At 52.4% G+C, this 18,379-nt stretch carries 16 protein-coding genes; 5 read left to right on the forward strand and 11 right to left on the reverse strand.

Annotation, left to right across the window (positions count from 1 at the left end; translation table 11 throughout):
* Positions 1-144: 144 nt before the first annotated feature.
* The 5 genes from DWB84_RS07535 to manA form a co-directional block, all read right to left on the reverse strand.
* Positions 145-642 carry a hypothetical protein gene (locus tag DWB84_RS07535; protein ID WP_187409162.1) on the reverse strand — a complete coding sequence of 166 codons (498 nt, stop codon included), beginning with the start codon at positions 640-642 and terminating at the stop codon, positions 145-147.
* Between the two features lie 653 nt (positions 643-1,295).
* Complete coding sequence (locus DWB84_RS07540) at positions 1,296-3,671, reverse strand: beta-propeller domain-containing protein (protein ID WP_187409163.1); 2,376 nt, start codon at positions 3,669-3,671, stop codon at positions 1,296-1,298.
* A 388-nt stretch (positions 3,672-4,059) separates the two neighbouring features.
* A complete protein-coding gene (locus DWB84_RS07545) occupies positions 4,060-4,560 on the reverse strand; it encodes a GNAT family N-acetyltransferase (RefSeq protein WP_187409164.1) in 501 nt (166 codons plus the stop codon).
* Between the two features lie 55 nt (positions 4,561-4,615).
* Positions 4,616-5,095, reverse strand: a complete 480-nt coding sequence (locus DWB84_RS07550; RefSeq protein WP_187409165.1) for an N-acetyltransferase — start codon at positions 5,093-5,095, stop codon at positions 4,616-4,618.
* 27 nt (positions 5,096-5,122) lie between these two features.
* Positions 5,123-6,274, reverse strand: a complete 1,152-nt coding sequence (gene manA, locus DWB84_RS07555) for a mannose-6-phosphate isomerase, class I (RefSeq protein WP_187409166.1) — start codon at positions 6,272-6,274, stop codon at positions 5,123-5,125.
* 211 nt (positions 6,275-6,485) lie between these two features.
* Here manA and DWB84_RS07560 point away from each other — a divergent pair, with 211 nt between their 5' ends.
* From DWB84_RS07560 to DWB84_RS07580, 5 genes are all read left to right on the forward strand, one after another.
* Complete coding sequence (locus DWB84_RS07560) at positions 6,486-6,701, forward strand: hypothetical protein (RefSeq protein ID WP_187409167.1); 216 nt, start codon at positions 6,486-6,488, stop codon at positions 6,699-6,701.
* Between the two features lie 287 nt (positions 6,702-6,988).
* Positions 6,989-8,893: a carbohydrate binding domain-containing protein gene (locus DWB84_RS07565; protein WP_187409168.1), complete on the forward strand. Its 1,905-nt coding sequence runs from the start codon at positions 6,989-6,991 to the stop codon at positions 8,891-8,893.
* Between the two features lie 427 nt (positions 8,894-9,320).
* Positions 9,321-9,626: a hypothetical protein gene (locus DWB84_RS07570; protein ID WP_187409169.1), complete on the forward strand. Its 306-nt coding sequence runs from the start codon at positions 9,321-9,323 to the stop codon at positions 9,624-9,626.
* Positions 9,574-11,721, forward strand: a complete 2,148-nt coding sequence (locus tag DWB84_RS07575; protein WP_187409170.1) for a DUF1592 domain-containing protein — start codon at positions 9,574-9,576, stop codon at positions 11,719-11,721. The genes DWB84_RS07570 and DWB84_RS07575 overlap by 53 nt, the downstream gene beginning before the upstream one ends.
* Positions 11,722-11,739: 18 nt before the next feature.
* Positions 11,740-13,110: a DUF1552 domain-containing protein gene (locus DWB84_RS07580; protein ID WP_187409171.1), complete on the forward strand. Its 1,371-nt coding sequence runs from the start codon at positions 11,740-11,742 to the stop codon at positions 13,108-13,110.
* Positions 13,111-13,174: 64 nt separating this feature from the next.
* Here the strand turns inward: DWB84_RS07580 and DWB84_RS07585 are convergent, their stop codons facing one another.
* The 6 genes from DWB84_RS07585 to dusB all read right to left on the reverse strand — a co-directional run bounded on the left by DWB84_RS07585 (position 13,175) and on the right by dusB (position 18,346).
* Complete coding sequence (locus DWB84_RS07585) at positions 13,175-13,522, reverse strand: nucleotide pyrophosphohydrolase (RefSeq protein ID WP_187409172.1); 348 nt, start codon at positions 13,520-13,522, stop codon at positions 13,175-13,177.
* Positions 13,523-13,529: 7 nt separating this feature from the next.
* Positions 13,530-13,949: a hypothetical protein gene (locus DWB84_RS07590; RefSeq protein ID WP_187409173.1), complete on the reverse strand. Its 420-nt coding sequence runs from the start codon at positions 13,947-13,949 to the stop codon at positions 13,530-13,532.
* Positions 13,950-13,956: 7 nt separating this feature from the next.
* Entirely contained in the window at positions 13,957-15,258 is a 1,302-nt protein-coding gene (gene purD / locus DWB84_RS07595; protein WP_187409174.1) for a phosphoribosylamine--glycine ligase, read from the reverse strand.
* A gap of 16 nt (positions 15,259-15,274) precedes the next feature.
* Positions 15,275-16,852 (reverse strand): bifunctional phosphoribosylaminoimidazolecarboxamide formyltransferase/IMP cyclohydrolase, encoded by a 1,578-nt coding sequence (gene purH / locus DWB84_RS07600; protein WP_187409175.1) that lies wholly within the window; start codon positions 16,850-16,852, stop codon positions 15,275-15,277.
* A 226-nt stretch (positions 16,853-17,078) separates the two neighbouring features.
* The gene (fis, locus tag DWB84_RS07605) at positions 17,079-17,387 is read right to left on the reverse strand and encodes a DNA-binding transcriptional regulator Fis (RefSeq protein ID WP_187409176.1); all 309 of its coding nucleotides are present in this window, start codon (positions 17,385-17,387) and stop codon (positions 17,079-17,081) included.
* A complete protein-coding gene (dusB, locus tag DWB84_RS07610; RefSeq protein WP_370589699.1) occupies positions 17,384-18,346 on the reverse strand; it encodes a tRNA dihydrouridine synthase DusB in 963 nt (320 codons plus the stop codon). The genes fis and dusB overlap by 4 nt, the downstream gene beginning before the upstream one ends.
* Positions 18,347-18,379: the final 33 nt, after the last annotated feature.

Below are 18,379 nucleotides of genomic sequence, written 5' to 3' on the forward strand. Positions count from 1 at the left end.
TCCGATTTACTGAATTAATAGGCAGCAATCATTTATCGCTGCTTTCATAGTGTTCGCCATGCATTAACTTGTCCAATGCTTCGCACTCTGAAGATTTCTTGATCTTCCCCTGATGAAATGGACACTCTTTTGTTGGTAAGCGTCTCACTCTAGATCCGGTCGGCCAGTGGCTTCACATGCGTTCAATACGTTGCTCCTAAATTCCACCTTCTCCGCATCTGTATCTACCTGCACAATGCAAAATGGATAGGCAATGACGCCTGAGCCTCCGCAGCCTGGATGATTAGCTGTAAAATTGTCGTATTTCACAAGCAACTCATTGCCATCCAATCGTACTATATCGTTGATGACGACCCACTCATTATTCGTCCCGCGCTGTCCCCCGTAAACCATCACCAGCGGACCTTTTGAAAAATCGACTGAAGGCAGCTCTCTGGATGTCCCATAACCCATGCTCAACCATATCGCTTCGAATTCTTCACTGGTTTTGATCACCATATTGGCCGCCTCACTGTTTTGGGCGTTGGAAGAACTCTTGGGACATGCGATATCGGTAAAATGTACACTTTCTCCCTCTGCCTTAATTCCATCCTGTCCACCACATGAGGCAATAAATCCCAACCAGGCCGAAGCTAGAATCACACCGAATCCACCTCTCATAAATCCACTCCTCAGTTCCTGCTGATAAAGGTCGCCTCTCACTTTATCAAACGGTGAATTGCCATTCTGCCGCTTGATTCGCTTTTTGGGCCTCCGACACAGCATCAGTGATGATGTTGAAGCTGAGTGCCGCTACGGACGCGGCTTTGTATGAAGGTGAAATAACACCGATAGCTGGTCACTTATCTGCTTGCGGCCCCCTAGGCTTGAAAACGAAGGCTTCCCGAAAAATATTCAAAGAAGAGTTTTTGTGGGGGCAATCTGATTTTGGGTTGCGCCTTTTTTATAAGGATTGCTCTTCTTCCACATCGCTTACATTCCGCTGAAGGGGGATCGGGTGCGATGGAAATAACTTTGGAATTGTGGAAAAAACTGATCAAGGCCGAGGTGTTTATGTTGAACACTACCGTCAGACAGAGACGCGGCCTGATTTTGCGGATACATGGGATTTGATTATTGGTGCTCGGTGATTGATCCGTGCATTAATGGAATCAGAACGCATTTCCAAACTTCGACGTTGTTATATCGAAAGCTAAGCTGATGATTTTTTATGCGCCGCAGCAATTATTCGGAAGCCTTGTCTCAGGCACAAAAAAGCCGCCCGCAGGCGGCTTATCAATAACCAGCTAAATCAATCACTCCGACTTAAGAACCACCCGCAAATCTTGCGTAATCACATGGCAGATATCTCTGGGAACGATTATTCCGTTCAGGTTTTGCGCTTGGTAGCCGGGCATTTTGATCTGGATATCAAAAGTGCCGGGAGTTTCGTGGGCGCCGGAAAATAGGCAGGGTTTGCCATCGGATGGAGCTATCAGATCGTGATTGGGGATGGGGTCCAGAATAAATTCCTGTCTATCCCGAATAGCGGTAACGCTCGCCTTGCAGAAATCGACGTTTGGATCTGCGTTATCGCCATATACGGAGACTTTTAATGAGGGCAGGGCGGCGGTGTCGCAGGCCGGCGGGATCGGGGAAATGGGGCCTTTGACTGTATTTGGATGATCCCAATGCCCAGCCCAAAAGGCGTTGTTGTAAGTAAAAAACACCGCGTCATCGTGAAAAATAGCGCGATTTTTGCCGTGGCTGCCGGTGCGGTTACCATCCAGAACTAGCATGCCTACGTCTTTGAGTTCCGGCACGCCGTTATCCAGGCCATTAATTTCCAGGCGTTGGAAACCATCAGCAGGTGTCGCGCGGCCTATGTAACTTGTTAGAGGAAAAGCAATTCGTATTTGATCGGCACTGTGTTGCAGCAGGCTTAATGCGCGCAAATTATTTAGTGCTTCACTGTAGCTGCCGGTTTCGCCAAGGTTGAGCGTGTTGATCAGGCGCGGGGTATCGCCACTGACATCAAATAAATCCGCTTTAATTCCGTCTACGACCCCGGTGCTGGTGGCGCTGTGGCCGAGTGTAAACAGCAGCTTGTCGCCTATGGGGTGCAGATAGGTGGCAAAGCCCGGAATTTCCAATTCACCTAGGATTTTGGGGTGGTATGTCGAGCTTAGATCCAGCGCATACAGGGGATCGGTACGGCGGAAGGTGACTATATAAGCGCGGTCGGCGGTAAAGCGCACGGCGTAGATATCTTCTCCGGGTTTGCCGATCGGCTCGGGGGCGCTGTAGTTAGGCAGCTCCGCTGCAACATACAGGACGTTGGCCCGCTGGCGCAGGATCGACAATTTATGTTGTGGCCCATTCTCATCCCAAGAGCTTGTCACTATGCGGAAAGCATCCTCGTGCGCGTGCATGCGGAATACAGGATCGCTCGACCAGCCAAGGCTGCCAGGCACACTGCCGGTGGCTTGGTAACTGGGGCCAGTTTCGGCGAGAGAGAACTTGTGGATCACCGTGTGTTGCCCGCGAGCTCGACCGTCATAAACCGTGCCGGTGAGGTAGAGCGCATCCGGCGACATGGTCATGGATTCCACATTGCTGTTCACACAAGTACTACCCAACACACTTTGCCCGGCGAGGTCGATCGCCGTGATATACACCAGCGATCCCAGACCGTAGTTGTCTTTTAAACCTTCCTGTACCAGGCAGCGTGGGGATATCAGATATTCGCTGGCGCCGATGCGGTAGTGAGGCAGCAGTTTGCTGATATCTGTGTCGGCGAGAATTTCTTCGTTCTGATCGCGGATTCGACTGTCTCCGGCTTCAAAACGCAGATCGGGCAGCCAAGGGTCATAGCGGGTAATCAAATAAAGCGTGTTGCCGATTTTGCGGCTGTCGATCAGGCTGCCGTCGAGTTCGATTTCCCAATCCTGTTCCGGTGATTTGGGATCGGTCACGTCCACCAACTGCACGCGAACCTTGCTGTTGTGTTGCCGGGAGGGGGCGATAGCCGCAGCAGGGGCGATGGTTGCAGTTTGGGTGCTGGGCGGGCGCGCAATATCAATAACGGCTAGGTCGATAGGAAAACCGGGCAAAATTGGATAAACGCTTCCCCATTGATTGCGTATGGCGGCGACGTGGCTGGTGTGATCCTTTTGCTGGACGAGGTACAAAGAGTTGGCGTAGCTCCATTCATCATCAAACTGATAATTCCCGACGATTTCCACATCCGGTGTCACGGGATCGGTCGCAACTATTTGAAATCCGGGCGGGAGCGGTTGTGTGCCTCTAAAAGCATAAGGCGAGGTCGCAACAAACCAGAAGCTGCCGTCGTACTTGGCAGCGTCGGCCTCATCAACACCCTCGACATGTACGTTAGTTTCCGAAAAATTTCCGCGTCCACCTGCATTAACGGAATCACCTGTATTGGGCGCTGCAGCTCCGCCGCCGAAACCCCAACCGGATTTAAGTTGCAGGCGTATGCCGTTTTTCAGGTGCTGGCCGAGCTGTTCGCTACTGATGGCCACCAATGAGGAAGTGCTTTGCGGGGTGGTCTGGAGCTGGCTGTAGTCTACCGGCGGCTTCTCGTTCGAATGGTCGTCGTCTATTACCTTGTCTCCACCGCATGCAGCTAGTAAGGCAGCGCTGATGGCGAGGCTGATTTTGGTATGCATAGTAATCCCTCCCTCATATTATTAGCGATCTCAAAATACCCCGATGAGATCGTGAAAAGTTCAATAGTTTGCGCAAATAGGTGACTTTGCTGATTTTTCGCAAATTAATAAATGTTTATCGGCGAAAAGTGTGATACGAGTCGGCAAAAACCTGGATGAATAACACAAAAAGGTTTTTTCCTCACTCGTGTGGCGTGATGCTAAAAGGCAAAAACAGATTGAAACTGTTAGAAAATGTAAATCTGGAATTTGCTGCCTGTTTTATCGGTTCTGAAATAAACGCCGAAGACCGAAGAATATTAAAAGAAATAACGAACGCGATAATAAATTAGCTTGCGCAATATGGGCGGTTATATGGTCGGAAAAGGCAAAGCCGCCTTCCGACAGGTCAGGGGCTTTGTCTAATCAGAAGGACTTCGAGAAGACTGGTGGGCTTATGCACTTTGGTGTGTTGTGACAATAAAAACCCGTGTTTTTTATAAAACCGAATGGCTCGCGAATTTTTCTCTAGCGCCCAAACACCCACATTTTCCATTCCTCTCTCGCGCAGAAGGGAGAGCGCAAATCGCATTAGCTTGCCGCCCAGGCCGAAGCCGTAGTACTCGGGTAGCAGATAAATAATGGGTATCTCACCCCAGGTGGAAAATTCTGTTATAGGGTCGCGAAATTTGCTGACCTCAACTACGCCAATGGCCTCTCCGGACAGCCATAATAAATAAGCTTCAATGCCGGAATTTAAATTCTCTTTCCATCCTTGTTCGAGTCTCTGTACCGAAATATTGTCCAATAGTTCATCTGACATAATGCCGCGATAAGCCGTCTGCCAGGAGCGCGCCAAAATTCGTGCGATTGCCGCGCAGTCGTCCGCTTCGGCTCTGACAATTTCCATTTCGTACTCCTGTTCTTATTTTCTTTGCGCTGGGAATCTTCCTGTGATTGGTTTTTTAAAAATCAATCCTAAATAAATGCACTTCCGGATATTGCTCATCCGGGCCTGTATCCTTCCATCCATGTTTTAAATAAAACCGTATTGCGCGTTCGTTGCTGGGGGTAACTCGCAATGTGGCGGATGAATAGCCTCTGAGACATATAAAATCTGCTACATGCCGCTGTAGAAGGGCGCCGTAGCCCAAGCCGCGTTTGTCCGGGCGGAGATAGAAGAGGTTTACATGGGCCCATTCGTCGGTGTAGGCAAATTCCAGTTGGCCGATAATTTCCTCGCCGCACCATAAATGTAGTGCGCCTTCGGGAAAGCGTTCGACGTGTTTTTCAAGCCAGGATCTGTATTCGGCATAGTTCCAGCGTTTCCTCCACTCGTCATTTTCCGGAAAGCTAATGCGAAAAGAATCCTCGCGAAATTGCGCGCATATATCCATATGCCGAGCTAAATCGATCGGCTGAAATTGAATTAGATTAGGTTTCATCTTCACATCCCTGATTGAGGTCTTGGCCTAAGGCAGATTGCGCGCTTTAAATAGAATTGCGTCCTTTTGCAGATGCAGCGCGATTTTTTCTCCCGGCAGCAGCAGGGCGCTTTCACCCTTTTGAAGGTCGAGAGTCGCATTCAATGTCGCGCTGCCTTGGTAACAAAAAATAATTTCCGGAGCAGTGACATCCCATTCGATGACGGATTGACTCTGCGCGTTAAGCTCGGCTAACTCGAATTCGGTAAATGGTGTAATAAAGCGGCGTTCGCCGTTGGGCATTATTTCGGGATGAATGACGTAATCGTTTGGATTGCTTGGCTCTATAGTGCAAATGGAGAGCAATTCTGCAACATCGATATGTTTAGGTGTCAGGCCAGCACGCAGAACGTTATCCGAGTTCGCCATAAGCTCCACATTCTGACCTTCCAGATAAGCGTGCAGCAAACCATCGGGTTGATAAACGGCCATGCCGGGCTCTACTTTGATAAGGTTTAAAAAGTAGAGCGTGAGAATGCCATTTTCGACTGTGGGATTTTTTTCCAGCCAGCGCTGAATCCAGAATTCCGGTGTATTTTTATCGAGCGCTGATTTATCGCGCAGCTCTTGCGCCAATGTCTGTTGCATGGTTTGAGTCGCAGACGAAGAAAATTCCAGTGCATGAGCAAACGCTTGGGCCAATCCGTCTTTTAGCAGAATATCGCGCAGTGGTGCTAAATAGGATTTGTTTTCCAGTAATTCAGCGATTTGTGCGATCGGACGAAATCCGTGTAACAGCCAGAATTCGCTCAGTGCCACCATTAATTCCGGCTTATCGTTGGCGTCCTTGTAATTGCGGTTTTTCGCATCGAGCGCTATGCCGAGGGCATTTTCCCGTGCAAAACCCGCTTTGGCTTGTTCTTTGTTGGGGTGGACCTGAATCGACAGCATATCGCGCACGTCGAGAATCTTGAGCAGGAACTGCAGCGGCGGAGCCTGTTGTTCGCTGAGGAAGTCGCCGAGCGCGATCTCTCGACCACTGATGGAGGCGGGCGCGCAGGGGTGAGCTCCGAGCCAGTATTCGGCTTGCGGCCGCTGGGACGGATTGGTGTAGCCCAGCAGCTCCGGAAGAAAGTTCGTTCCTCCCCATTGATAAGCCTGAACCCGCCCCTGGATTTTGACTGCCTTGTGATTGGTCATATCTGTGATCCCGCACTGCATCAATTGTCCCGCCCTATGGTCCCGCCATTCGTTCTTATAAGAAGCTGAATAATAGCCGAGTTGACCATAGCTCCCAATGAGCATTCCAGCGGAAACACCACATTTGTTCTAAAACAAATTCCGCCAGCGCGACAGTTGATGTGCATCAAATCGCCAAACCGGTGGGCTTCTATAGTGAAGCTGACAGGGAATGATCAAAGAAATAGCCGCAGCAGATGGTAATAGGCAGAGGCAAACGTTAATCGGTGGAGGTGTTATGTATATCGACGGTGTTGTAGTCGCGGGCTTGGTGACAGTGATCGCCATGATAACCATGTTGGGTTGTGTGGGTTACTACGGCTATCGCCATATCCGCCAAGACATAGCGAGCAATCGCGCTGAAGATCGCGAAGAGAAGAAGGTTTAAGCAGAAGGCAGCAGCTTGGTCTTGATCATGTGTTGCCCCGCGCGCCACTTGGTGGCGCCGGAACGGAGTTTATCTGCGGGATTATTCATGTGACCTGGTTTGCACCTCGGTACAGGCTTGCGTCGCAGGTCTTAGTGCTCGCCTTTAACAAATAGAAAAATTAATTCAATTATTTGTAATTTTTAACTTTTCATAGCTTTCAAACTAATTGACCATAACCTGGCATTCGTACTCTGGAAAGGCCGGATTGCCGTCCGGCCTCAGAATTCCAATAAGAAAGGCCAGTTATGCGATTACCCCTGAACAGTTTCTACGTGGGCGTCCTGCTTGCGACGACCCTGTTGCTCGGAGCTTGCGGCGGATCGACTTCGACCTCCAGCTCAGCCAGTGGCGCGTCCAGTGCTTCTTCCAGCTCATCGAGCTCTTCTTCCTCCTCATCGAGTTCGTCGTCTTCGGGTGTTATTACACCTGTGCCGGGCAATTTATTGAGCAACGGTGATGTGAAAGCCGGCATAAGTCCGTGGGTAGCGCGCGGGGCAGCGCAGATTCAGCTGAACACCAGCGTCAAGCGCAGTGGCAATAACAGTATTTTGGTCACTAATCGCTCGGCGGCTTGGCATGGAGTGGCGTTTCCACTGCCGCAGCTGACGCCTGGCAACAGCTACGAATTTTACGTTTGGGTGCAATTGGCTGCGGGTGAGGGTCCCACCACTGCCAAGTTGACGATTCAATATACGGATGCGACGGGTGCGAGATATCCCAATGTCGCTTCGGCGCCAGTGACCAGCAGCGGCTGGACACAGCTGCATGGCACCTATGTTCACTCGCCCTCAGGTCCGGTAAACGATCTGCAGGTTTACGTGGAGTCCGATAGCGTCAGCGCCAGTTATTACGTTGATGATCTGGCGATGACGGGAGTCATAGTGCCGACAACTCCGCCTACAGGAGCGGATATTACCGTTGATACCAGCACCACCTACCAAGTCATCGACGGCTTTGGCGGCGCTATGCCCATGTGGGGGCAGTCCTCTTGGACTGCTGCCGAAACCCGTACCCTGGTGGGATTGGGTGAGGGTGAGCTCGGAATGTCGATTGTGCGCACGATTATCGATCCTGAGCGCAATCAATGGGGCGTCTATGCCGATGCCCTCGCGCTGGCGCAAGCCTATGGCGACAAAGTCCAAATCCTCGGCTCACCCTGGACGCCGCCAGCTGCCTGGAAAACCAATAACAGCCGCGTCAACGGCGGCAAGCTCAAAACCGAGTACTACGACGATTACGCCTATCATCTAAATGATTACGTGCAATATATGCGCGGGCGCGGCGTCACCATCAATGTCACCTCTCTGCAGAATGAGCCAGACTGGCATCCGGATTACGACTCCTGCGATTGGAGCGGCGACGAGTTCCGCATTTTCCTGCGCGATCATGGCGACAAGATTCAAAACACCAGCATCATGATCGGCGAGAGTTTGGGTTTTGCCCGGCGTCTCACTGACCCGTCACTCAATGATTCCGTAGCTGTAACCAAATTCGGTCATATCGGCGGCCATATATACGGCCAGGAAAATGGCCCCAATCTATCGGCCTATCCGCTCGCGGTACAAAAAGGCAAAAAAGTCTGGATGACCGAGTGGAATTTCCACGAAGCCGACGGCGCGAACGGCGGTGCCAATGGCTCAACCATCTGGCGCGACCCGCAAAACAAAGCCGTGTGGGATGAAACCCTCGATACCATTTTGCGCACCGTGCACCGCTCCATGGAGGCCAATTGGAATGCCTATATCTGGTGGTGGGCGCGCCGTTATTACTCCTTTATTGGTGACGAAACCAATGGCAAATGGCCAACGCCCAAAGGGCAGGTGCTCAAACGCGGCTGGGCATTTTCCCACTATTCCAAATTTGTCCGCCCTGGTTATGTCCGCGTTGGCACTGCGAAAAACAGCAAAACCAATGGTTTGGAAATAACCGCATACCAAGGTGATAACAAAATTGTGCTGGTGATTCTCAATCGTCAGACCAGTTCGGTTAACGGCACCATTATTGGGATTCCGCAGAAAATCAACAGCGCCGAGTTTTATTACACCTCGCAATATTCGGCGCGCGAAAGTCGTGCAATTTCTGTCGACGGCCAAAAGGCAACGCTGGATATAGGGCCGCGCAGTGTTTCAACGGTGGTGCTGGCTTATTAATGAAAAATAAAGGCGCGTCAGCCAGTGGGAATATTTTCACCAAATGCGGTGGCTCAAAATATTCAATGAGACGAGTAGAAAAATTTAGCAGCGAAAATTGAATTTTTTCTGCGAATTTTGCCCGGCAAACTGCGACAAAATTCCCACAGGTTAAATAACGTTAATTTACGATCAAATAGCATTCGGTATTCGATGCGCTGTAGCTGCATATATAAAAAATAATGATCTGACCGTCGATTCTAGAAGCGATTTCAGAAATATCTGCGTTTGGCTGATTTTAGAGGTGGCTTCTAATAAAGCGGATTTGTTGCGAGTGTCAGGTTGTACGCAACGACCATGGGGGTAGGTAAAACCGTCTCAAAATCGGATCTCGCTCCGATTTTGAGACGACTTCCAGGGATTACTCAATAACTTGCCGGGATAACATATGCGTACAAAAAAATTATTTATTCCCTTACTCTGCTGGGTAGCATCTCTCACCGGCTGCGGTGGCGGTGGCGAGGAAACTTCCAGCGGCTCATCATCGTCGAGCAGTTCAGCGAGCAGCGGTTCCGGCTCTCCGGTATCAAGTTTGGATAAATGGAATTTTATTCTGGGTATCAATGTGGGCGGAGGTTCGTACCGGGACACCAAAGGCTTGACCTTCGAAGCGGACCAATATTTTTGGCGGCACCGCCCAGGTGGTGGCGAATCAAATTGCCGGAACGCAACAGCAGGCGCTGTTTCAGTCTGAACGCTGGGGCGATTTGAATTACGAAATTCCTATTGGCTCGGGGCGCTATAAAGTCAAATTAAAATTCGTCGAGATGTTCTGGGATGCCGATAATTCACGCATTATCGATGTTGTCGTAGAAGGACAGACACTGGCGAAAAATCTGGATATTCATGCGCAAGCCGGCAAATTTTCCGCTTATGAGATTGAGTCGCCGGAAATTACTGTCAACGACGGTTCGCTTTCTATCAAAGTAACCGCGGGCAAAGACAACGGCACGCTTTCCGGTATCGAAATTTACGCCGACCGAGATAATGTGGTGGCGTTTTCCGACGGATCTGTCGCCAGCGGTGAAGGCATTTATAACGCCTCCTGTTCGCAGTGCCATGGCCCTTCCGGCGATGGCAATGGTATTTTTCCCTCGCTGATTAAATCCCAATGCAAAACCTGTGGCTCCGCAGCTGCGCTGATCAGCAAAATTTCCATGACCATGCCGGTCGCGGGAGATCGCTGCACCGGTGACTGCGCACGCAGTGTGGCTGGTTTTATTCTGTATGCCTTTAATGACGACGCGCCGGGCACCGCGGATTGCCAAGTGAAATCCTCTCCTGTGCGCCGTCTCACCCGCTTTGAATACAACAATACAGTGCTGCATTTGTTGGGTGATAACACGCGTCCCGGCAACGATTTGCCGAGTGAGGAAATCGGCAATGGTTTTGGCAACGATGCCAACTCCATGTCGGTATCCTCCTTCCTGGCAGAGCAATACAGCAAAGTGGCTGAGGGTATATCTGAACGCGTTATCAATAACCCATCCCAATGGCAGAGCTTGCATTCCTGTGTGCAGACAGTGCAGAGCAATAACCAACAATCCTGTGCGGATCAGATTATCGAGCGTTTATTGCCGCGCGCATTTCGCCGCGCCGTCAGTAGCACAGAGGTGCAAGCCTATAAAGATTTGCAGCGCAGCCTGATGCAAAACGGCAGCAATTTCAAAAAGTCCATAGCTGGTGTTATTGAAGCGATTTTGCAAGCGCCGGATTTTCTCTACCGCGTGGAAAAAGGTGTGATGGTCGATGGCCGTCTGAAACCAACGGATTATGAAATGGCGTCGCGCTTGTCTTATTTCTTCTGGGGGAGCATGCCGGATGACGAACTGCTGCAGGCGGCGGCAAATGGCCAGCTTTCTACGCCCGCACAAGTAAAAGCACAGGCGGAACGTATGCTCGCCGATGAACGCAGTCGCAATATGATCCGCTATTTCTTCGATGCATATTTGCCAATTTCCTCGCTGAACCATCTGGAGCGCGATCCTGTTGCTTATCCAAATTTTAATGCGCTGATTGGTTCGTTAATGCGCGAAGAAACCCAGACATTTTTGGAACATCATATTTTTGCCGGCCCGGGTGATTGGGCCTCCGCATTGACCGCGCCCTACACCTTTATGAATGAAACCCTCGCCAAGTTCTACGGTATCAGCGGTGTCTACGGCGATGAATTTCAAGAAGTGCCGATGGATACCAGTAAACGCCTGGGGGTGTTAACTCACGCGGGCATAATGGCGGGCACAACCCACTCCGGCCACACCAATCCAGTGGTGCGCGGCGCTTATGTGATGAAAAAATTATTGTGCGTCAATATTCCGCTGCCCACTGGCGATATTCTCGAACAAATCAAACCACCAGATCCGAGTTCCGGTTTGACCGGGCGCGATCGCTACAGCCAACACTCGAAAGACCCTGTGTGCAAAACCTGCCACGAAAAAATGGATCCCGTCGGTTTGGTATTCGAGAATTTCGACCCGGTTGGTCTCTTCCGCACGCACGAAAATAATGTATTGATCGATGCGAGCGGTGAACTTCCGGGAACCGGTATTCGCGTGAGCAACGCGGTGGAATTGGTACAGGCCATTGCCGACGATCCGCGCACTCATCAGTGTTTTGCCTATAACTGGGCGAATTTTGCCTATGGCAAAACCATAGGTGCGAGTGAGTCCTGCATTAAAGAAGAAGTGACGACCAGATTTGCAGAAAAAGGCTACGACATTCGCACTTTGCTTGTGGATCTGACCCAAACTGATGCGTTTCTGCATTTACCTTCTGATCACCGGCAATAACGAGTTCTGGGAGCTGCTATGAAAAAGAAACTCAACTTAACCCGTCGCTCGGTTTTACGTGGTGCAGGTACCATCGCTATTGCTCTGCCGTGGCTGGAAATCATGGCGCCCACCAGGGCTTATTCGCAGCAATACAATCTCGCCAAACGGTTTTTGACGGTGTACACCCCCGGCGGCACAGTGCGGGATAAATGGGCGAGTTCCGGATCGGAATTTAATTTTAATTTCGGTCCGATTTTGCAGCCGCTAAATTCATTGAAAAGCAAAATATTGATTCCCCACGGACTCGATATGAAAAGCGCCATAGGCGAACAGCATCAAGGCGGCATAATCGCGCTCTTGACCGGTACACCACAAAATGCGGCGCGCAATGATTATTCGGGTGGTCCTTCTCTCGATCAGGTTATTGCCAATCGCATCGGCGGCGATACACCGTTAAAAAGTTTGCAGGTTGCCATTCGCTGGGCCACGGGAAAGTCCCACGGTTTATTGCATCCCATTAATGCGCTGAATTTCGAAGATAACGGCCGTTTTAATCCCATTCCGCCGCGCCTGGATCCGCAACAAATCTGGAATGATTTATTCGGCCAACTGGATAATACGGATCCCGAAGCCTTGGCGTTGCTCACCCGCCGCAAATCGGTATTGGATTTTGTCGGCAAACGTTATCAAACCTTGGCGCAACAATTGGGCATGGCGGACCGTGCGCGTCTGGAACAACACCTGACCAAAATTCGTGAAATTGAAAACGCGTTGCAAAACGAAGTGGTCGTCGGTGGCGCCTGTGTTAAACCGACGCGGGTGGATACGTCGGATTACAATCCCAAATCCGGTCTTAATTCATCGGATACCGGTAGCATCAAGGACAACCGCACCGATGCTGCCATTCCCAAAGTCGGTAAGTTGATGATGGATATGATTGTGATGGCGATGGCTTGCGATATTACCCGCGTTGCGTCGCTGCAATGGACGGATACGGAAGCTAAACACACCTTCCCCTGGCTGAATTTGTCCGACCACCATCACTACTACCAACACGATGGCGGCTTCCGCCCGAATGAATGCCAAAAAATCTACACCTGGTACGCGGAGCAACACGCGTATCTGTTGCAGCGAATGGCAGAGGTGGATATGGGCGGGCACAGCTTACTCGATGAAAGTGTGGTTTTTATAGGTTCGGAAATATCGGATCCACCCACTCACGATAAGAAAAATATGCCGTTTCTGCTGGCGGGAAATGGTGGTGGATTGCGCACAGGCCGTATGCTGAATTTCAATGGCCGCAGCCACAACGATTTGCTGAGCGGAATTCTCAATTTATTTGGAGCCAGCGCCAATTCATTTGGCGATCCCAGATTTTCCACCGGCGCTATCACCAACCTCGCTTGAGGTTGGTGCGGTTTTTTTGCACCCATCTAAAAAATCAGCTGAGCGCAGGTATTTGGGATAGTTTTTAATATTCCGTATATTTGCGCGAACTCCCGCGCACTTTTTCGACGGGATATTTCTCTTCGTTCTTCTTGGTTTTCTGCTCAACCGCCTGGCCTATGTCAACCTTGAGACGGTCGGCTAGGCGGATCAGATAGAGTTGCACATCGGCGATTTCATCGGCAATGGCGGCGAGGCGTTCAGGCTCGGGATTGTGCGATTGCTCTTCCGTCTGCCATTGAAAATGCTCCAGCAGTTCCGCCACTTCCACCGATAACGCCATGGCGAGATTTTTGGGCGAATGAAACTGCGTCCACTCGCGCTTTTCAGCAAAGTCCCGTAGATAGTCCCGCCACTTATTTAAATCATTCATAAAGTTTTTACCGACGCTTCTTGCTCTTTGTGTCCGTTTTGCATTCCGGGTCGTCGTAGTTGCCGTAAGAGCCAAAGGCGATGGGCACGTCCGTATGACGTTGCGCAAGGCCAATCACTTCTGCGGCTTTTTCATTGCTGAGGCATTTGTGCGTCGCAACTGTCAATGCGGGTTGCTGATAGCCGGACAGGAATTTGTCCAACTCAGCGATATTCTTGAAGGCCACGCCGTTAACCTTGATGGTGTCTGGGCCGACCACGATATTGAAGAGGTCTTTTTTGATGGTGCCCGCGGTGGCGGGCTGGGTGACACTGGCGTCGCCGCGCAGACGAATCGACTGCGGCTCCGGTTTTACAGTTTTTTGGGCGCACCCCACCAGGAGGGCGCCGAGTAAAAAAGTGCAGGCGAACGACAGTGCTGTCGGCATAGGTCTCCTAATTGGCTTGCTCGCGATCAATGGCTCGGTAGGCTATATCGTTGCGCATATAGACACCGTCCCATTGAATGGTTCGCGCCAGGGCGTAGGCTTTTTGTTGCGCGTCGGTCACGCTGTTGCCCAAGGCGGTCGCGCACAGCACGCGGCCGCCATTGGTGACCACTTGGCCATCTTTGACCTTGGTGCCCGCGTGAAAGACCTTGCCGTCGAGTTCGCTGGAAAGCGCAGCGGCTTTATCCAGTCCACTGATCGGCGCGCCTTTGGCGTAGTCGCCGGGATAACCGCCGGCGGCCAGTACAACACCCACTGCGGGACGTGGATCCCATTCGGTTTTGCAGCGATCGAGGGTGCCGTCGAGGGCGGCGGCGCACAGGGTCACCAAATCCGATTGCAAGCGCATCATGATCGGTTGGGTTTCCGGATCGCCAAAGCGGCAGTTGTATTCAATCACCTTGGGTGCGCCGCTGGCGTCGATCATCAAGCCAGCGTAGAGGAAGCCGACGTAGGAATTGCCTTCCGCCGCCATGCCGCGAATGGTCGGCATAATCACTTCGTCCATTACGCGCTGGTAAACCGTGTCTGTCACAACAGGCGCTGGAGAGTAGGCGCCCATACCGCCGGTGTTGGGGCCGGTGTCGCCGTCGCCAACGCGCTTGTGATCCTGGCTGGTTGCCATGGGCAGAACGCTTTTGCCATCGGCGATCACGATAAAGCTGGCTTCTTCACCGCTGAGAAACTCTTCGATCACTACGCGGCAACCCGCGTCGCCAAAGGCGTTGCCGGACAGCATATCGCGCACGGCTTCTTCTGCCTGTTCCAGGGTTTCCGCGACTATCACGCCTTTACCTGCAGCGAGACCATCGGCTTTCACCACTATAGGCGCACCTTTCTCGCGCAGATAGGCGAGAGCTGGTTCGACTTCGGTGAAGTTCTGATAGGCCGCCGTGGGGATGTTATGGCGGGCGAGAAAATCTTTGGTAAAGGCTTTGGAGCCTTCCAGCTGCGCGGCGCCTTTGGTGGGGCCGAAGCAGGGCAGGCCGCGCTCTTGGAAGTAGTCGACTATACCTGCCACCAGCGGCGCTTCCGGGCCGACGATGGTCAAGGCAACGCCGTTATTGACGGCGAAATCGGCCAGGGCCGCAAAGTCCAGAACGTCGATATTGACGTTCTGCAGTTTGTCGTCCGTCGCGGTGCCGGCATTGCCGGGTGCGACAAACACAGTATTCACATCTGGATTTTGCGCCGCTTTCCAGGCCAGAGCATGTTCGCGTCCGCCGCTGCCGACGATCAGGATATTCATCGAAAAAACTCCTTTATCAGTGGCGGAAGTGACGCATACGGGTGAAGACCATCGCCATGCCGTGTTCGTCGGCAGCGGCAATCACTTCTTCGTCGCGCACAGAACCGCCGGGCTGAATGACCGCAGCGATGCCCACAGCAGCGGCATTGTCGATACCGTCGCGGAAAGGGAAGAAAGCATCAGAGGCCATAACGGAACCTTTGACTTTCAAGCCAGCGTGTTCGGCTTTGATGGCGGCGATACGGGCGGAGTTGACGCGGCTCATCTGGCCGGCGCCCACGCCTATGGTCTGACGACCGCTGGCGTACACGATCGCGTTGGATTTGACCATCTTTGCCACTTTCCAGGCGAACAACAGATCCTGCAGTTCTTCTTCGGTAGGCGCGCGTTTGGTGACCACTTCCAGATCGTCCAGAGTGACCATGCCCAGGTCGCGATCTTGCACCAGCAAGCCGCCAGTGACGCGTTTGTAATCCAGTCCGGGCAGGGATTTTTCGCCCCACTGGCCGCACTGCAACAGACGCACGTTTTTCTTTTCACTGACCACAGCGCTGGCTTCCGCGCTGACGCTGGGCGCAATGATCACTTCGACGAATTGTTTGTCGACAATCGCTTTAGCGGTGCGGGCGTCGAGTTCGCGGTTGAAGGCGATGATGCCGCCGAAGGCGGATTCGGGGTCAGTGGCGAAAGCTTTTTCGTAAGCGGCGAGGATGTCGTTTGCTTCCGCAACACCGCAAGGGTTGGCGTGTTTGACGATCACGCACGCAGGATTCTGGAACAACTTGACGGTTTCCAGCGCCGCGTCAGTGTCAGCCACGTTGTTGAAGGACAACTCTTTACCTTGTAGCTGTTGTGCAGAGGCAACACTGGCTTCATTCAAATTGGCTTCGCGATAGAACGCCGCTTTCTGATGCGGGTTCTCGCCGTAGCGCATTTCCTGCACTTTGATGAATTGTGTATTGAAGGTGCGCGGGAAATTCTCGGAGCCAGGAGCGACCAGGCGGCCAAAGTAATTGGCGATGGCACCGTCGTAGGCTGCAGTGTGTTCGTAAGCGGCGATGGCCAGGTCAAAGCGGGTAGCCAGGCTCAATTGGCCGTTGTTGGCTTGCAGCTCTTGCAGAATGGCCGGATAGCGCGCCGGGCTGACCACGATGGCCACGTGAGCATGGTTTTTCGCTGCCGCGCGCACCATGGTAGGTCCGCCGATATCGATGTTTTCAACAGCGTCTTCCAGCGAGCAGTCCGGCTTGGCCACGGTCTTTTCAAACGGGTACAGGTTCACCACAACCAGATCGATCGGCTGAATGCCGTGCTCCTGCATCACCGCATCATCTTGGCCGCGGCGCGCGAGAATGCCACCGTGTACTTTGGGATGCAGGGTTTTCACCCGTCCGTCCATCATTTCGGGAAAGCCGGTGTAATCGGCGATTTCTGTGGCAGGAATCTGGTTTTCCACCAGGAGTTTGTAGGTGCCGCCAGTGGAGAGCAGCTCAACACCCTGGGCCTGCAGAGCGCGGGCGAAGTCGACTATGCCAGTTTTATCGGAGACGCTGATGAGGGCGCGTTTTATGGAAACGAGATTGGGGCCGGTCATGGTATTTCCTGTTGGATCCGACGCGGCGAAAAACATATACGCCACGCAAAGCGGGTGCTGAGCGCGAATCGCGTCGGGGATATCAATCAAATAAAAAGGTTGGAATTGAAGCTCTTGGCTTCGTCGTGCGGAAAATCCCGCTTAGTGCGGGCGGCAGATACATGATCGCCGCCGCCGAGTGTTTCAGTAACCGTAAAACCTGTGGGTCACTGTAAAACTGTTTCGCTTACAGCAAACCGTATTGCTTGAGCTTCTTGCGCAGTGTTCCGCGGTTCAGGCCGAGCACTTGTGCGGCTTTGGTTTGGTTGTGGCGAGTGTACTTCATCACAACTTCCAGCAACGGAGTTTCGACTTCTGACATCACCATTTCGTATACGTCGGTGACATCCTGGCCTTCCAGGTGTTGGAAATAGTTGTTCACGGCAATTTCCACGCTGTCGCGCAAGGACGGCCGCTGGCTAGCGGTGTAGCCTTCACTGGTCTTGCCAGTCAGATCGACGGTCCGTTCGGAGATCAAGGTTTCTGCGGTGTTCATGCTGCTTGGTCCTCTAGTTGATTCAGCCGGTCGAACAGATGTCGGACGGCATTTCGTTGTTCTTCTGGAGTGTTAAGAGAATTGAAATTTTGACGCCACACTTCTGCCTCTGAGACTGTGGAAAAGTAACCGCGAAGCGGTTTTTCCAGATAAGAGGCCATATGTTTACGGGCGATGCGACAGCCCATAAATGCGCCATAACAGTCGTAAAGCCCATCGAGGTGGTCGTGAAGAACCGTCTCGATCTCGCACAGCGTCGGCGGGGGCAACACAGTGCCATCGGCCAAATAAGCGTTGATTTCGCGGAAAAGCCAGGGATTGCCCTGGGCGGCGCGACCTATCATAACGGCCTTGGCACCGGTATGCAGTAACACTGCGCGGGCTTTGTGAGGTGAATCTATGTCGCCATTGGCGATAACCGGAATGCTCAGATCTGCGGCGACGGCGGCAATGGTGTCGTACTCTGCGGAGCCATTGAAGCGGCAGGCGCGGGTGCGACCGTGAATGGTCAAGGCCACAATGCCGCTGTCTTCTGCGATCCGGCCGATAGTGCGGGCATTGCGATTGTCGCTGTCCCAGCCGGTGCGAATCTTGAGCGTTACGGGCACATCCACAGCATTGACTACCGCGGCCAGAATGTCCGCTACCAGAACCTCATCCCGCAAAAGCGCTGAGCCAGCCGCTTTGTTGCAAACCTTTTTGGCAGGGCAACCCATATTGATGTCGACGATTTGCGCACCGGCATCAACGCATGCGCGCGCGGCGTCAGCCATTTGCGCAGGTTCGCTGCCAGCAATTTGCATGGATCGGGGACCGGCGGTGTCGCCCCACAACAGACGGGTGCGGCTTTGACGGGTGTTCCACAGACGAGTATCGGCGCTGATCATTTCGTTGACCACCAGTCCGGCTCCCAAACGGGCGCACAGGGACCGAAACGGCAGGTCCGACACACCGGCCATTGGTGCCAGTACGGTCTGGCTGCCAATTTGATA

It is taken from the genome of Saccharophagus sp. K07 (genome assembly GCF_014336955.1).
Classification (GTDB): Bacteria; Pseudomonadota; Gammaproteobacteria; order Pseudomonadales; family Cellvibrionaceae; genus UBA5868.

What these genes read in the sequence shown, in the direction of transcription:
- purD (WP_187409174.1), bottom strand. Translation starts at nt 15,258, where the DNA reads ATGAATATCCTGATCGTCGGCAGCGGCGGACGCGAACATGCTCTGGCC.
- DWB84_RS07590 (WP_187409173.1), bottom strand. Translation starts at nt 13,949, where the DNA reads ATGCCGACAGCACTGTCGTTCGCCTGCACTTTTTTACTCGGCGCCCTC.
- fis (WP_187409176.1), bottom strand. Translation starts at nt 17,387, where the DNA reads ATGAACACCGCAGAAACCTTGATCTCCGAACGGACCGTCGATCTGACT.
- DWB84_RS07580 (WP_187409171.1), top strand. Translation starts at nt 11,740, where the DNA reads ATGAAAAAGAAACTCAACTTAACCCGTCGCTCGGTTTTACGTGGTGCA.
- DWB84_RS07540 (WP_187409163.1), bottom strand. Translation starts at nt 3,671, where the DNA reads ATGCATACCAAAATCAGCCTCGCCATCAGCGCTGCCTTACTAGCTGCA.
- DWB84_RS07570 (WP_187409169.1), top strand. Translation starts at nt 9,321, where the DNA reads ATGCGTACAAAAAAATTATTTATTCCCTTACTCTGCTGGGTAGCATCT.
- DWB84_RS07550 (WP_187409165.1), bottom strand. Translation starts at nt 5,095, where the DNA reads ATGAAACCTAATCTAATTCAATTTCAGCCGATCGATTTAGCTCGGCAT.
- purH (WP_187409175.1), bottom strand. Translation starts at nt 16,852, where the DNA reads ATGACCGGCCCCAATCTCGTTTCCATAAAACGCGCCCTCATCAGCGTC.
- DWB84_RS07585 (WP_187409172.1), bottom strand. Translation starts at nt 13,522, where the DNA reads ATGAATGATTTAAATAAGTGGCGGGACTATCTACGGGACTTTGCTGAA.
- DWB84_RS07565 (WP_187409168.1), top strand. Translation starts at nt 6,989, where the DNA reads ATGCGATTACCCCTGAACAGTTTCTACGTGGGCGTCCTGCTTGCGACG.
- DWB84_RS07545 (WP_187409164.1), bottom strand. Translation starts at nt 4,560, where the DNA reads ATGGAAATTGTCAGAGCCGAAGCGGACGACTGCGCGGCAATCGCACGA.
- manA (WP_187409166.1), bottom strand. Translation starts at nt 6,274, where the DNA reads ATGACCAATCACAAGGCAGTCAAAATCCAGGGGCGGGTTCAGGCTTAT.
- dusB (WP_370589699.1), bottom strand. Translation starts at nt 18,346, where the DNA reads ATGGCCGGTGTGTCGGACCTGCCGTTTCGGTCCCTGTGCGCCCGTTTG.
- DWB84_RS07560 (WP_187409167.1), top strand. Translation starts at nt 6,486, where the DNA reads ATGATCAAAGAAATAGCCGCAGCAGATGGTAATAGGCAGAGGCAAACG.